The organism is Labrenzia sp. C1B70, assembly GCF_000475395.1.
Taxonomy (GTDB): domain Bacteria; phylum Pseudomonadota; class Alphaproteobacteria; order Rhizobiales; family Stappiaceae; genus Roseibium; species Roseibium algicola.
The window spans coordinates 697847-712646 of the sequence record NZ_AXCE01000004.1; the positions used below are offsets into that span (position 1 = coordinate 697847).

14 protein-coding genes are annotated in these 14800 nt (G+C 60.4%); 6 read left to right on the top strand and 8 right to left on the bottom strand.

Going from position 1 to position 14800, the window contains the following annotated elements; all coding sequences use genetic code 11:
- Positions 1–39: 39 nt before the first annotated feature.
- From Q666_RS41555 to secA, 7 genes are all read right to left on the bottom strand, one after another.
- Entirely contained in the window at positions 40–1002 is a 963-nt protein-coding gene (locus Q666_RS41555; RefSeq protein ID WP_023002968.1) for a hypothetical protein, read from the bottom strand.
- Between the two features lie 130 nt (positions 1003–1132).
- A complete protein-coding gene (locus tag Q666_RS41560; RefSeq protein ID WP_023002969.1) occupies positions 1133–1927 on the bottom strand; it encodes an alpha/beta fold hydrolase in 795 nt (264 codons plus the stop codon).
- 53 nt (positions 1928–1980) lie between these two features.
- Positions 1981–3171, bottom strand: coding sequence for an adenylate/guanylate cyclase domain-containing protein (locus Q666_RS41565; protein ID WP_023002970.1), 1191 nt, complete (start codon positions 3169–3171; stop codon positions 1981–1983).
- A gap of 68 nt (positions 3172–3239) precedes the next feature.
- Entirely contained in the window at positions 3240–4760 is a 1521-nt protein-coding gene (locus tag Q666_RS41570; RefSeq protein WP_023002971.1) for a glycosyltransferase family 39 protein, read from the bottom strand.
- Positions 4761–4763: 3 nt separating this feature from the next.
- On the bottom strand, positions 4764–5195 hold the full coding sequence (locus Q666_RS41575; RefSeq protein WP_023002972.1) for a GtrA family protein: 432 nt from the start codon (positions 5193–5195) through the stop codon (positions 4764–4766).
- Positions 5185–6222 carry a glycosyltransferase family 2 protein gene (locus Q666_RS41580; protein WP_208993448.1) on the bottom strand — a complete coding sequence of 346 codons (1038 nt, stop codon included), beginning with the start codon at positions 6220–6222 and terminating at the stop codon, positions 5185–5187. Before Q666_RS41580 ends, Q666_RS41575 begins: the two co-directional genes overlap by 11 nt.
- A 109-nt stretch (positions 6223–6331) precedes the next feature.
- Positions 6332–9103: a preprotein translocase subunit SecA gene (gene secA / locus Q666_RS41585; RefSeq protein ID WP_031270251.1), complete on the bottom strand. Its 2772-nt coding sequence runs from the start codon at positions 9101–9103 to the stop codon at positions 6332–6334.
- A gap of 269 nt (positions 9104–9372) precedes the next feature.
- On the opposite strand from secA, the gene Q666_RS41590 reads away from it, so the two are divergent.
- The 4 genes from Q666_RS41590 to Q666_RS41605 all read left to right on the top strand — a co-directional run bounded on the left by Q666_RS41590 (position 9373) and on the right by Q666_RS41605 (position 12498).
- Entirely contained in the window at positions 9373–10257 is an 885-nt protein-coding gene (locus Q666_RS41590; protein ID WP_051990069.1) for a peptidylprolyl isomerase, read from the top strand.
- A 255-nt stretch (positions 10258–10512) separates the two neighbouring features.
- On the top strand, positions 10513–11754 hold the full coding sequence (gene argJ / locus Q666_RS41595; protein ID WP_023002976.1) for a bifunctional glutamate N-acetyltransferase/amino-acid acetyltransferase ArgJ: 1242 nt from the start codon (positions 10513–10515) through the stop codon (positions 11752–11754).
- 85 nt (positions 11755–11839) lie between these two features.
- Entirely contained in the window at positions 11840–12241 is a 402-nt protein-coding gene (mutT, locus tag Q666_RS41600; RefSeq protein WP_023002977.1) for an 8-oxo-dGTP diphosphatase MutT, read from the top strand.
- A gap of 29 nt (positions 12242–12270) precedes the next feature.
- On the top strand, positions 12271–12498 hold the full coding sequence (locus Q666_RS41605) for a Flp family type IVb pilin (protein ID WP_306355458.1): 228 nt from the start codon (positions 12271–12273) through the stop codon (positions 12496–12498).
- Between the two features lie 19 nt (positions 12499–12517).
- Here the strand turns inward: Q666_RS41605 and Q666_RS41610 are convergent, their stop codons facing one another.
- Positions 12518–13348, bottom strand: coding sequence for a methyltransferase domain-containing protein (locus tag Q666_RS41610; protein WP_208993996.1), 831 nt, complete (start codon positions 13346–13348; stop codon positions 12518–12520).
- Positions 13349–13643: 295 nt separating this feature from the next.
- Between Q666_RS41610 and Q666_RS41615 the strand changes: the two genes are divergently transcribed.
- Positions 13644–14405, top strand: coding sequence for a ComF family protein (locus Q666_RS41615; protein WP_023002980.1), 762 nt, complete (start codon positions 13644–13646; stop codon positions 14403–14405).
- A gap of 114 nt (positions 14406–14519) precedes the next feature.
- A complete protein-coding gene (gene grxC / locus Q666_RS41620; RefSeq protein WP_031270254.1) occupies positions 14520–14777 on the top strand; it encodes a glutaredoxin 3 in 258 nt (85 codons plus the stop codon).
- The last annotated feature ends 23 nt before the right edge of the window (positions 14778–14800 follow it).

Consider the following 14800-nt stretch of genomic DNA (forward strand, 5'->3'; position numbering starts at 1 on the left):
GGGCGAAGCGCTTCCATTGTCCACAGTTAACGCCTGCTGTTATTCGACCTTGCCGAATTTCTCCAGGAAATAGGCGGTCATTTCCTTGTTGCGGTCGTACTGGTGCACGATGGCGTAGGGTTGCTTGTCGAAGGTTTTGACCAGCCCGTCCTCGAACACCGGCACGGTTTCCCGAGGCATGCAGAACCCCGGCGCGTCCGGACCGACATTCGCACTGACCGCGTGCAGCAGCCAGGGAACCTGCCAGTTCACCTTCTCGGCCTTTTCCTTCCAGCCGCAAAAGGTCAGCAGCTGGTTGAAGGCGGCCTGATCACCGCTCCGTTTGGTCTGGTCGAAGTAATAGACCGCCAGCATGAAATCCATCATCGCCTCGTAGCGGCCGGCGAAATAGCCAGCGCAGCACACGGGGACCCTGGCCACACGGTCATAGGCGTGGCGGCCGAAGGTTTTCAGGACGTTCCGGCGGTTCCAGGGGTCTTCATGGGTGATGCTTTCCTCACCGATGAGGAGATCTTTGCCCGGAGCAAGGTTCTCTTCCATCCAGGCGAACGGGTCAGACTGGAAGATGACGTCCCTGGCATCCGAGAACGCGACGAAGCGCACAGGCTCGCCAAGCGCATCGAGATGCTGTTTCACCAGGTGACTGGCATGGAAGAAGCGCCGGTCGTAGATCTTGTCCTTGAAGCGCAGGACGCGCTTGTTCCAGGTCCAGCGCCTGTCGGTGTAAAGCTTGCCACCATCGGTATGGTCGGCGATTTCTTCCCGAAGCTGCGAATAGGAGTAGCGCTTCTTGCCGGCGTCATGATCGAAGGTGATGACGAGCGAGCCCATGTGCTTCATGTAATCAACAAGGGCTTCGCTGACATTGTAAGCAACCGCGACCGTCCGGCCGCGATACCCCGTTGCCTTCAGGGAATTGTACCAGGCAGCCATGTGTTTCGGCTCATAGCCCGACACCGCCGTGACGATGACATCGTTGGCTGCTGACATTTCGGCTGACATGCGCGCTCCGGCTCGGTTCATACAGGCCCCGCCGTCCGACCGGCCGGGTTTCGGCCTGCTACCTATCCCAAACCGCGCCGGGGGGCCAGATCGCGGGGAAACTTTCTGGAGTTCCAGATGTTGGTCCGCGTCAGCAGCCAGCGTTCTGAAGGATGAGCCGGGTCACTTCCTTGGGCAGTTCCAGATGCAGCATGTGGCCGGTTCGTTCGAAAATGTGCGTGGCAACGACACCCGGCAACTTGTGGGCCTGGCGCGTCGGCAGGACACGATCCTGTGTGCCCCAGAGGACCTTGATCGGCATGGGCAGGGCTGCCAGTTCGTCGCGCGGCAGGGTCTTTTGAACGCTGCCGTCGATGATCTCGTCCGCGATTGCCTCCAGTGTCGCGGCCGCGCCCGGGCGCGCGCGGCTTTCGGCAGCCGTTCTGGCGAGGAATTTCGGCAGTTTGAACTCCCAGCCGAAGAACTGCTCCAGCAGGGTTTCCATGGTGTCGGCATCCGTTGCAGCCGCATAGCGACGCAATAGGCGGTGATTGATTTCGGAGCCGAAGCCGCCCGGTGCCAACAAAGTGAGGCTGGCCACCAGATCAGGATTGCGCAGGGCAATCAGCGCGGCCACTGCGCCACCCATGGAATGGCCGACCAGATGGACCTTCGTCAGCTCGAGCGCCTCCAGAGACTGCCCGACAGCTTTTGCGGAAACCCCCGCATTGCCGATCCGCGGCCAGTCCAACGCCTCGCCGTGCCCCGGCAGATCGAACGCTATGGAGCGTTTCTTCGAAGCCAGTGCCGTCTGTATGTTGAGCCAGGTTTGCCGGTCGCCGCCGAAGCCGTGCAGCAGCACGACCGGAGCACCGTTGTCAGGGCCGGTGGCTTCCTGGTCTCTGAAAGGCAGATGGGAAGGGGCGTCGGGACGTAGATCGGTCATGTCGGTCTTTGCTTGTCGGTGGGATGAGGAAATACCTGCCGGACGGGCGGCTTTCAGAAAAGCCGGTCCAGGGTAAACAGGGGCTGTGGGTCGGTGAAGCCGTTCAGTTCGAACGAACCGGCCGGTTTTGATCGTTCGCTGGCGAAGCGGGCGACGTCTTCGGTCATCAGAACGTCGGCGCCGACGGTCTTGGTGAGGCTTTCGATCCGTGCAGCCGCATGGACCGTCTGGCCGATCACCGAAAAGGTGAGCCGGTGCGGGACGCCAATATTGCCGAACATGACGGAGCCGACGGACAGGGCGATGCCCGCCTTGAGAACGTGTGGCAGCGCCGGGTCGGCGTTGATCGCTTTCAGACGCTTCCGGCTTTCATCTGCGGCCGACAGTGCCTGTGCGACCGCCTTGTCCAGGCTTTGCGTGCCTATGGGGAAGACGCCCAGAACGGCATCGCCGATAAAATCGAGCACTTCGCCGCCTTTTGCCAGAATTGCACCGGCTGTCGCGTCGAAATAGGTGTTCAGAAACGAAAGGTAGGCATCGGGACCAAGCAGTTCCGCAATCGCGGTCGAATTGCGCATGTCGCTAAAATAGATCACCGCATCGACGGTCTGGCCGTCGCCATGGCGGATTTGGCCGCTGAGCACCTTGTTGCCGGCGATCTTGCCGAGATACGTCTCTGCGATCGTCTGATTGATCTGCCCCTGAATGGTGGCGCGCGCGGCCAGGGCAAAGCGTTTTTGAATGTAGCGGATTGCGGTCAGTGCATCGTCGGAAAAGCCGTCGGTTTCCCGCGTTGCCCAGCTGATCACGATGCCGGAGGTAGCAATCTGGTCCTTGATGGTTGGTAGGTCGAATTCGGTCGCGATGACGATGTAATCGGAGTACCCGCTATCCTTCAGCCGAACGAGCAAGGGAAACTCGAGCGGGGCATTGGCATTCGTGAGGCGCCGTCGCAGGACGGGTTCCTGGTTGACCAGCACGGCACGGACGGGGCTTTGCAGCCACTCGTCTGTTTCTTCGGCATTGTGGGCAATCTGTTCGCGCTGGATTTCAGTGCCGTTTTCCCAGATGGCGGCTTCCGCCTCGATCAGGGGATGAAGGGTTGACCAGCCGATCATGGCGCGGTCCACAGGAACCTCGCATGCGCGCAGGCGCTCGCACATCTCTCCGAACATCGACCCCAGATCGGGCGAGCCAAGAGACTGGTCGATCAACCAGTCTTCCACGCCGTCGATTTCCGCCATACTGATCATGGCGCCAAGTTAGTGTTGTTTTCGTCCGGTTTCCAGACGGCTTGTGCCAGCGTTTGCGATTAATTCGCCGGTTCGAAAACCACCTTGCCAGGCGGGACGATGACCCAGTTGACCGTGACGTCGGGAATGCTGCCGGAGGTCTGGTAGGCGAACGTTCGCGACCCTTCGCGGACAGCATCCGGATAATAACGGAGGATTTCCTCAATCGGTGTTTCCTGGTCGCCTCGCCAGACGATCATCAGACCTTTTTCCTGGACATCCTTCGGGTCGATCCAGGGGCTGAGGGTCCGGTCATGCAGATAGAACATCGACGGGCGGCTGGCGGCCTGTGTGGTGACGTTGGCTGCCGACCACATATCGCCGGCCACATAGGCGAGATCGGTGCCCATGTGCTCCTTCCAGACGCGTGCCATGTCTTCGGCGATCGCCTTGCCGGGATAGTGGAGCCGGGTCTGCTTATGTTTCCAGTGCGGCTCCAGAACCGCCTGCCCGAACAGGATGCCCAGGAAAATCGCCTGGATCGCAATGGCGGCAATGAGGGCCCGGGCGGGAAAGGGCCAGAGTTGCGGCAGTGCCAGAAACCGTACCGCCAGGATGCCGGACAGCACGAACATGGGCGTGCCCCACATGTGTTCGAACTCGTTGCCGGTAACGGCTGATGCAATCAGAACAACTGCAAGCGGCAGAACGGCAAACCAGAGCAGAAAGCGGTCGGAAGGTGTGGCCAGGGGCGTGGCAACTTCGCGCCTGCGCAGTCGAACCTGTTTCAGGCCGTGCCAGCCAAGACCGGCCAGAAGCACAAGGAACAAGCCGGCGTGATTGCCGATCTGAGCTGCCAGGAAGTTCAGCGGATTGAACAGGTGGTCGACAAAACCGTCAGCCGGTTTGCTGCGGCTGGCGGCGTAGCGCAACGTCAGGAAATCCGTTTCCAGAAGCCATGCCGCGTGTGGCACCAGCAGGGCAAGGCAGACGGCTATCGTCACCCAGGGGCCCGGGCGCAGGATATGCCGCCGGGCATCGGCGAAGACCAGCGCGTAAAGTCCGATTGCACCGATCAGGAGCAGAACGAAATATTTCGTGTAAAGGCCGAAGGCGGCGAGGGCGCCAAGCAGGACCCAGTCGAGCAGGCGACCTTTGTCCACTGCCCGGTGAAACAGCAGCATCATGCCTGCCCAGATGGGGATCTGCAGTATGTTCGGGTTGAATTCCGGCAGGGGCAGCGTGAAGTAGAAGGTTACGCTGGTCAGCACGAGAGACCAGAAGGCCTGCTGGCCGGAAAGTCCGAGACGGCGAGCGAGCCGCCAGATGAACAGATAGCCAAGGGCAACCGAAAGCGCGCTCAGCCAGTACCCGCCACTGAGGCCTCCCGTGAGACGATAGGTGAGCTCCAGAAGCCAGGCCTGCATCGGCGGATGTTTGGTATAGCCGAGCTGAAGTTCCCGGCCCCAGGCAAAGCCTTCAACCACGTCGAGTGGCGGGTTGGGAAAGGTCAGGGCCGGTATCAGGGCATAAAGCAGGCAGAGGCCGCCAGCGTAGTAGAGGGCCGCCCTTGAAGGAGCGTTTTCGATCAGACGTATCAAGGGTCAGGTCTCGGCTGGATGGTGCGAGAAGGCCCAGAGCCGGGCTCCGGCAAAGGAAAGGGCTGGCACGATCGCGATGGAAAACAGGAGGCCGATGAGATCCGGCCAGGGGGTCAGGGTCAGCCACAGGGCCAGAACGGTGGTGTTCAGCAGGAATCCGGAGACGGCAATCACCAGGAACCGCACCATGCTTCTGATTGCGGTGCCCTTCCGGCGCAGGTGCGAGAAGCTCCAGAAATAGTGACCGGTGAAAGAGACACAGAAGGCGACCAGGAAGCCGCAGACATTGGCCGGATAGGCCGGAAGCATTCCAGATTGCAGCAAGCTGCCTGCCACAATGGCATGGGTCAGCGTCGCCAGCACGCCGATCACGGCGAATTTGCCGGCGGCAGCGGTTTCCGTCTTCAGCTTGCCGTGGCGAATTTCAGGCGCCATTGGCGGCGTCGTCCGTTTGCTTTGCGGATGGAGGTGTGTTGCCGCCTTCGATGACATCCTGAACGATGAAGACCGGCCGCTGTTTCGCTTCGTTGAAAAGCCGCGCCACATATTCGCCGATCATGCCGATCGACAGCAGTTGCACACCCGAGAAGAACAGAAGCGCGACCATCAGCGATGCGTAGCCCGGGAGATCGATGCCTTCGATGAGGACGCGTAACGTCAGATAAAGCGCATAGGTGAAGGCGCCGACAGAGATCAGGGCGCCGCCATAGAACCAGACCCGTAGCGGGAGCGTTGTGAAGCCCGTGAGGCCGTCCAGCGCAAAGTTCCAGAGCTTCCAGTAATTGAACTTGCCAGCCCCCGCCAGGCGAGGAGGGCGCTCATAGGGCAGTGCCATGGCCGGAAACCCGACCCAGGCAAACAACCCCTTCATGAAGCGATTACGTTCCGGCAGGCGCAGCAATGCATCGATAACGCAGCGGTCGATCAGACGGAAGTCACCGGCGTTCGCGGGCATGTCGATATTGGCCAGGCGGTTGAACAGGCTGTAGAACATGCCCGCCGTGGACCGCTTCATGAGCGTGTCGGAAGACCGGTCGACCCTGAGGCCGTAGACGACATCATAGCCCGCGCGCCATCCGTCCAGCATCTGCAAAATGAGCTCCGGCGGGTCCTGCAGGTCAGCATCGATGATGACGCCGATGTCTCCTTTCGCCGCCTCGAGCCCTGCGGAAAGAGCGGCTTCCTTGCCGAAATTGCGGGAAAGGCCAAGAAGCCGTCCCGGCAGGCCGTTTGCAAGCTCCTCCGACAGGATGTCCGCGGTCCTGTCCCGGCTGCCGTCATCAATGAAAACATATTCGTAACGAAGGCCACTTCGCTCGAGCACCGGCCGGGTCGCCCGCAGGAAGTGGAGGATGACTTCCTCTTCGTTAAAGACCGGTACGATGACGCTGAGCAGCGGTGCCTGCGGGCGGGCGTTTTCCCGCCGGGTGACATAGACAGTGTTAGCCGCTTTGGTGTGCATGAACATTCGTTAGCCGGTTGAAGTCGGCGGCAACCTGCCGGAATTTCACGAAAAAGGCCAGCCCTTTGACGAGGCTGGCCTTCTTGATGGTCAATTGTTCCGATTGCCGTCAGACAAGCACGCCGTGGCAGTGCTTGAACTTCTTGCCGGAGCCGCAAGGGCAGGCCTCGTTGCGGCCGACCTTGCCCCAGGTCGCAGGGTCTTCCGGGTCACGCTGCGCCGGAGGTACCGGAAGCTGGGCGTCCGCCATGGCCATCTCGTCTTCCCCGGTCAAGGGATTGATGTGATGAGCATGCATTTCCGGCTCGGCCGGCAACTGCGGTGCCTGTTCCGTTACCAGTTCGACCCGCATCAGCTGCGCGGTCGTCATCTGGCGCAGTTGGGTCAGCATGGATTCAAACAGCGTGAACGCTTCGGTCTTGTATTCCTGCAGCGGGTCGCGCTGGGCGTAACCACGGAACCCGACGACAGACCGCAGGTGATCGAGATTGGCCAGGTGCTCGCGCCACAGGTTGTCGAGCGTCTGCAGCAGCACGGCCTTTTCGACCTGACGCATGATGTCCGGGCTGTATTTGGCAACCTTCTGCGCCATGCCGGCGTCGGCCGCCTTGCGCAGGCGGTCCTTGACCTCTTCGTCGGCAATGCCTTCCTCGGCCGCCCAATCCTTGATCGGCAGATCCAGGTTCAGATACTTGCGGACTTCTTCCTGAAGGCCTTCGGTATCCCACTGCTCCGGATAGGCGCGCTCGGGAATGTGCGCGGACACAAGATCGTCGATCACGTCGTGACGCATGTCGGAAACCGCGTCCTGGATCGCTTCACTGTCCATCAGCTCGATACGCTGATCGAAGACCACCTTGCGCTGGTCATTCATCACGTCATCGAATTTCAGCAGGTTCTTGCGGATGTCGAAGTTGCGTGCCTCGACCTTCTGCTGAGCTTTTTCAAGTGCCTTGTTGATCCACGGGTGGATGATGGCTTCGCCTTCTTCCAGTCCGAGTTTCTGCAGCATGGAATCCATGCGCTCGGACCCGAAGATGCGCATCAGGTCATCCTGCAGGGACAGGAAAAACTTGGAATGGCCCGGGTCGCCCTGGCGGCCGGAACGGCCACGCAGCTGGTTGTCGATGCGGCGGCTCTCGTGACGCTCGGTGCCGATGACATAAAGACCGCCGGCCGCAAGCGCCTTCTGCTTCATGTCCTCGACTTCGGCGCGGATCTGCGCTTCCCTGGCGCTGCGCTCTTCACCTTCCGGCATGTCGCCCAGTTCCATGGCGATCTGCATGTCGGCGTTGCCGCCGAGCTGAATGTCCGTACCGCGGCCGGCCATGTTTGTGGCAATGGTCACGGCGCCCGGCAGACCAGCCTGGGCAACGATGAAAGCTTCCTGCTCGTGGTAGCGCGCGTTGAGGACCGCGAAGACCTTGGTCTTGCCGCCTTCGTTCTTCTGCGCGGCGGCAAAGGCAGCCGGATCGCTGAGATCGATCTGCTTGTAGCCATGCTTCTTGAGCATCTCGGCAAGATATTCGGACTTCTCGATCGACGTGGTGCCGACCAGGATCGGCTGGGCACGCTGCTTGCAGTCGTCGATCAGCTTGACGATGGCCTGGAATTTTTCCTGAACGGTCCGGTAGACCTCGTCGTCGTCATCGATCCGCTTGACGGAAACGTTGGTCGGAATTTCGACCACTTCCAGCTTGTAGATGTCGGCAAATTCGTCGGCTTCGGTGGACGCGGTACCGGTCATGCCGGCCAGCTTGCCGTACATGCGGAAATAGTTCTGGAACGTGATGGAGGCCAGCGTCTGGTTTTCCGGCTGGATGCGCACTTTCTCGCGGGCTTCCAGCGCCTGATGCAGGCCTTCGGAGAAACGGCGGCCCGGCATCATGCGGCCGGTGAACTCGTCGATGATGACCACTTCGTCGTTGCGGACGATGTAATCCTTGTCGCGCTGGAACAGCTTGTGCGCCTTCAGCGCCTGCTGCAGATGGTGCACGATGGCGACGTTCTCGACGTCATAGAGCGAATCGCCTTTCAGCAGGCCGGCTTCGCCGAGCAGCTTTTCCAGCTTCTCGTTACCGGCTTCGGTGAAGGTGGTCGAACGCTGTTTTTCGTCGAGCTCGTAATCTTCTTCAGTCAGATGCGGAATGAAGGCGTCGACCGAATTGTAGAACTCGGAGCGATCTTCCAGCGGACCGGAAATGATCAGAGGCGTACGGGCTTCGTCGATCAGGATCGAATCCACTTCATCGACGATGGCATAGGCATGTCCGCGCTGAACCATGGACTGGCGGTCATGCTTCATGTTGTCGCGGAGATAATCGAAGCCGAATTCGTTGTTCGTGCCGTAGGTGACGTCAGCGGCGTAGGCTGCCCGGCGTTCCTCGTCGCTCAGCCCGTGAGTAATACAGCCGACGCTGAGGCCGAGGAATTTGTAGACCTGACCCATCCAGTCGCTGTCGCGCTGTGCCAGGTAGTCGTTGACGGTAACAACGTGAACGCCGTTTCCGGTCAGGGCGTTGAGATAGACCGGGGCGGTTGCCACAAGTGTCTTGCCCTCACCGGTGCGCATTTCTGCGATCTGTCCGGAATTGAGGACCATGCCGCCGATGAGCTGCACGTCGTAGTGTCGCTGACCAAGTGCCCTGCGGGCGGCTTCGCGGACGGTGGCGAACGCGGGAACCAAGAGGTCATCGACGCTTGCGCCGTTTTTCAGCTGGTTTCGGAACTCGTCGGTCTTGGCTCTGAGAGCGTCGTCCGAAAGAGCCTGGATCTCAGACTCCAGGGCGTTGATCTGTTCGACCTTTGCCCGAAATGTCTTCACCTTCCGGTCGTTCGCCGAACCGAAAATCTTACGTGCTAAAGCGCCAAGGCCAGCCATGTGGCGGTCCTTCCCTACCGGGCGGCGCCAACTGGCAAAGAGGCGCCTGCCCATGAAATCGTCTCAATTGCTGTCCACGTTGCCGCCTGGCGCAGAGCGCTGGCCGGCATTCGCGGCCGAAAAGATGCCTTCCCGGCGCTACGGCCAGGACGCCCGACAGATAAGAGGGGGCTGAATGCTTGTCAACGCCGCAGGAATGCGCAATGTAGCCACGCCCCTGCAAGACAGGGGAAAGAAAGATTACTGTTCCGATACGTAAAGGACTACTCATGTTCCGAATTTCGATGCGCAGGCCGGCTCAGGCGCTTGCCGTTTCTCTCCTGGCGCTGTCGCTCGGATCCACCGTTCTGTCCGCTGCAGAACCGGACGATGTGGTCGCGAAAGTTGGCGACACGGAAATCACTGAAGCCGATCTCGCCTTTGCTGCGCAGGACCTTGGCAAGGAATTGCAGCGGTTCCCGCCGGCACAGTGGCGCAAGCTTCTTCTGGACGTCATGGTCGACATGGAACTGATGGCGCATGCCGCTCGTGAAGATGGCCTGGACAAGGATCCGGACTTCGAGCGCCAGCTCGACTTCCTGAAACTGCGTGCCTTGCGGAATGCTTACCTTGCCCAGAAAATCGACGGTGCCGTAACCGACGAAGAGGTGCAGGCGGCATACGACAAGGAATTCGCCGACTTCGAAGGTCCGGAAGAAATCAACGCCCGTCACATCCTGGTGAAGGAAAAGGCTGAAGCTGAAGCCCTTATTGCCGAACTGGACGGTGGCGCGGACTTCGCTGAACTGGCTCGCGAAAAATCTACTGGTCCGTCCGGTCCCAATGGCGGCAGCCTGGGCTACTTCGTCAAGGGTCAGATGGTTCCGCCGTTCGAGGCTGCGGCTTTTGCGCTGGAGCCGGGCACCTATACCAAGGAGCCTGTCGAAACCCAGTTCGGCTGGCACGTGATCAAGCTTGAAGACAAGCGTCGTCAGGAAAAGCCGGCGTTCGAGGAAGTCGCAAACGGTCTGCGCCAGCAGCTGATGCGCGAGCGCTATGACGCCCGCATGGCCGAGCTGAAGGATCAGGTTGCAGTCGAAATCCTCGATGAAGCCCTGGCCAAGTCCGAAGAAGAAGGTGCTGCTGCCGAAGACGGCGCGGCCAAGACCGAATAAGGCAAACGCTGCCTGAAACCAGAAAGCCCGGCAGTCAGACTGCCGGGCTTTTTTGCAGCCTTTGTGCACCACGCCCGAAAAGGCTTGAAAAGGCTTGCCTTTGTCCCATGCTTACGGCAAGAGCATCCAGTGTTCAGGCGAGCGCTGACAAGGTGCTCGCACGCATTTGAATGGATCAATGTCCGGACGGTCAAACGATCTCGATTGAGCGCCCGTTGATCCGGAACTTTGTATCATCTGACCGGGACCGCCTTGATGTCGACCACCGTATCTCCCCTTGCACCCAAGTCCTATCCCGAGATGCCGGAGATCGAGGGTGTTCAGTTCGCGACCGCCTCTGCCGGGATCAAGTACAAGGGCCGGACCGACGTCCTGCTGGCAACGGTTGCCGAGGGAACGGCCGTCGCAGGGGTCTTCACCCGTTCCAAGTGTTCTTCCGCGCCGGTTGACTGGTGTAAGGCTCGGGTCGGTGGCGGCAAGGCCCGCGCGCTCCTGGTCAATTCCGGCAATGCCAATGCCTTTACCGGCAAGAAGGGCAAGGCAGCTGTTGAACTGTCTGCCGAAATCGTCTCCAGGGAGCTTGGCTGCAGCGAAGGTGAAATCTTCCTGGCATCAACCGGCGTGATCGGCGAACCGCTTCCGGCGGACAAGTTTTCCGGTGTCATCGGAGAATTGAAGGCCAACCAGGGCAGCGCGAGCTGGCTGGATGCCGCCAAGGCGATCATGACCACTGACACCTATCCGAAGGTCTCCACTGCAAGCGTTGAACTGGATGGTGTTACCGTGACGATCAACGGCATTGCCAAGGGCGCAGGGATGATTGCGCCGGACATGGCCACCATGCTGTCGTTCATCTATACCGACGCTCCGATCGCGCCGTCAGTTCTCCAGGCTCTGCTCAGCGGTGAAGTCGACGGCAGCTTTAACGCGGTGACCGTCGACAGCGATACGTCCACCTCCGATACGGTTCTTCTGTTCGCGACCGGTGCAGCCGGCAAAAAGGGCGTGGAGAGCGTTGCTTCGCTCGATGATCCGCGCGTCGATGTGCTGAGGGCTGCTCTTGGCGACGTCATGCTGGACCTTTCCCATCAGATCGTCCGCGACGGCGAAGGCGCACGCAAATTCGTGGAAGTGCGGGTTGAAGGTGCCGAAAGCGACGGGTCCGCAAAGCGGATCGCGCTGTCGATTGCCAATTCGCCGCTGGTCAAGACGGCAATCGCCGGCGAAGACGCTAATTGGGGCCGCGTCGTCATGGCCGTCGGCAAGGCTGGTGAGACGGCCGACCGCGACAAGCTGGCCATCTGGTTCGGCGATGTGCGGGTGGCCGTGGAGGGTGAGCGCGATCCAGACTACAGCGAAGCGGCGGCTTCTGCCGTCATGGAGCAGGAAGACATTGTCATCCGGGTCGATCTCGGTCTTGGCAGTGGCCAGGCGGCGGTCTGGACCTGTGATCTCACCAAGGAATATGTCGCCATTAATGGCGACTACCGGAGCTGAGTATCCCTAGCAGTTCTGACGGTACTGCCCGCAAACGTGCTTAACCGCGCGTTAATTCAGCGTTTCAGGATTGGACAATCTGCCAATGACCAAGATCGTGCTCGTCGCCGCTTGCGCCCTTGTGGATGCGGATGGCCGCATTCTTCTGGCGCAACGGCCCGAAGGCAAATCCATGGCCGGACTGTGGGAATTCCCCGGCGGCAAGGTCGAGCAAGGCGAGCGACCCGAGGAGTCGCTGATACGCGAGCTGGAGGAAGAGCTCGGCATTGAAGTTAACGAAGCGTGTCTGGCGCCACTTACTTTTGCCAGCCACTCTTACGAAGATTTTCACCTACTTATGCCATTGTTCATTTGCCGCAGGTGGAATGGAACTCCACTCGGCAAGGAAGGCCAGGCGTTGAAATGGGTGCGGGCTGTCAGGCTGAGGGATCATCCGATGCCTGCCGCTGATGAACCTCTGATACCCCATCTCCTGGATGCCGTCTAAGCCCGTTTGTTCAAACCCCCGGGGGGCACATGCCGTTTCGATTTCAAACCGTCGCAGACCGCATGTTGCAGGCCTTTCGCCGGGGAAGAGCTTTCGGAGATGACGAGCACGGCGCGACCATGATCGAATACGGCCTGATTGTCGGTTTCATCAGCATTGTCGTGCTGGTCGCCATGACCGCTATCGGTACTGCCATGCGCACCGATATCTTCGGAACAATTTCGACTGCTCTGCAAGGTGTGCTCGGTTCCAGCTGATCCGGGCCGTCGGCTACCTCTAGTCGCCTATTTTCCGTTCCTGAACGCCAAGCGCGTCTGCGAGCCGTGTCTTGGCCGAGCCGGGGCGCAACGGTTTCTGCTGGCTTTCATGCGGCGCCCAGCCCGACAGGGTTACCAGTGAAAATGTCGCCCGGATCCTGCCGTCCGCATCGGCGTGGTTCTGCGCGTAAAGTTCGGCCGCACGCAGCAGTACCTGTCGAGACAGCGGCTTTCTGCTGCGGTCTTTCAACACGGATGTTGCACCCATGGCCCTGAGATCCGCCAGCAGTGCGAACATCGTATCATAGCGCACCGTCAGACTATCCAGATCCGTCACCGGCAGCGCAAAGCCTGCCCTTTGAAGCAGGCTGCCGAGGTCGCGGGTGTCGGCAAACGGCAACACCCTTGCAGCTGCACCGCCTTTTACTTCCAGCTCAGCCCGCGTGAGGCTGTCGCGCAGTTCGCTCAAGGTGCCAGCTCCGGGCAAGGTTGCCAGAAAAAGGCCGTCCGGTTTCAAGGCGCGGCGGAGCTGTACCAGAGTGCCCGGCAGGTCGTTGACGAATTGGAGGTTGAGAGCGGAGACGAACAGATCCACCGACTGGTCGCCAAAGGGGATCAGGGCGTCATCGAAGACAAGGTCGGGTGCAGCAAGGCTCGGGTCGGCAGCAAACAGATCTGCGCGCAACACGAGGTCAGCCTTGCCGGACTGCCGGATTGCTTCGCTCACGTGAGCGCAGTGCCCACCGAGATCGACAGCAACCGGAAACCGCCGATTGACCAGCAGCAGGCGGTCCTGCAGATCTTCGCTGACGGCTTTCAGCAGAAAGTCCGCGCCCGGTTTGGCAGCCATCAGCGCCCGCAGGCGGCAGGTGCGGAAGAAGGAGCGGTCGAAGAGATCTGGTTGTGCGGTCACGGCAATCCCGGTTGTCATCGAACTTATCGCGGTCACATATGGTATCCGCCCGCCAAGGTCAAAGGCGCAAGGGTCGCGCCAGGCGGCTTGCGGAGCAGGCTTCCAGAAAGTTCAGGCCGGTTCCTGCTTGTTTGGGCTGGCCAGATTTGTGTTTTCAGTGCCAAGGTATTCCTCAGTTTGAAGAATTATTCCTGTCGGGTGCCATTGGGGAGCGGTTTTGCGAAGCCTTGCGATGAACATTGCCGGCCTGCCGGAAGTCGCGGCGCGATTTGCGCTCGATTTCGTGCTGCCGCAGCGCTGCTTCAGCTGCGATGCACGGGTGTCCGAGCAGACGGGATTGTGCGCGGAATGCTGGTCCCGGATGCCGTTCCTGGAGCGGCCCTGGTGTCAGCGGCTCGGTATTCCTTTCTCCTATGATGTCGGCGACGGTGCCTGGAGCCCGCAGGCGATCGCCTCACCGCCTGTGTTCGACAGGTTGCGGGCGGTCGCCTTTTATGATGGTCCCGCCCGGCAGATGGTGCATGCGCTGAAGTTTTCCGGGCGGCGGGAACTTGCCCGTCCGATGGCACGCTGGATGGCGCGTTCCGGCAAAGAACTTCTGAGCAGGGACAGCTTGCTGGTGCCGGTGCCGCTGCACTGGATGCGACTGCTGCAGCGCCGGTTCAACCAGGCGGCAGATCTGGCGAAGGAAGTTGCCCGCGAATGCGGTGGTCAGTTCGAACCGCAGGTCCTCAGGCGGCAAAAGCGTACGCGCCGGCAAGTTGGCCTGTCAGCCAAGGACCGCCACAAGAATGTCCGCTCGGCTTTCAAGGTCGATGGTGGCCGGGCCGATCTGGTTCAGGGGCGTCACGTTGTGTTGATCGATGATGTGCTGACGACCGGCTCAACGGTGTCGGCCTGCTGTAAATGCCTGCTTTCTTCAGGGGCAGCTTCCGTCGACGTGCTCACATTTGCGCAAGTCGACCCTGCTTTGCGCTCGGGCAACTCGACCTGATCCCGACGGTCTTCCTCTTGAGTTTTCGCCGCGCGCTCGCATATAACGCCCGGATTTGGTGTGCGGCGGTGCGGGAAAAAGCGTGCAGCTGCCAAAAAGCAAGGAAAAGACCTGATGGCTGAAGTGGTGATCTATACGCGCCAGCTCTGCGGCTTCTGCACGGCGGCCAAGCGGCTGCTGGACAAGAAAGGCGTTGCCTACACGGAACACGATGCCACGTTCGATCCAGGCCTGCGCAAGGAAATGGTGCATAAGGCCAATGGTCATTCAACGTTCCCGCAGGTCTTCGTCGGCAAAACCCATGTGGGCGGCTGCGACGATCTTCACGATCTGGAACGTGCAGGTAAACTGGACGCATTGCTCGCGTCCTGATTTACTGAACGAACAACCTTACC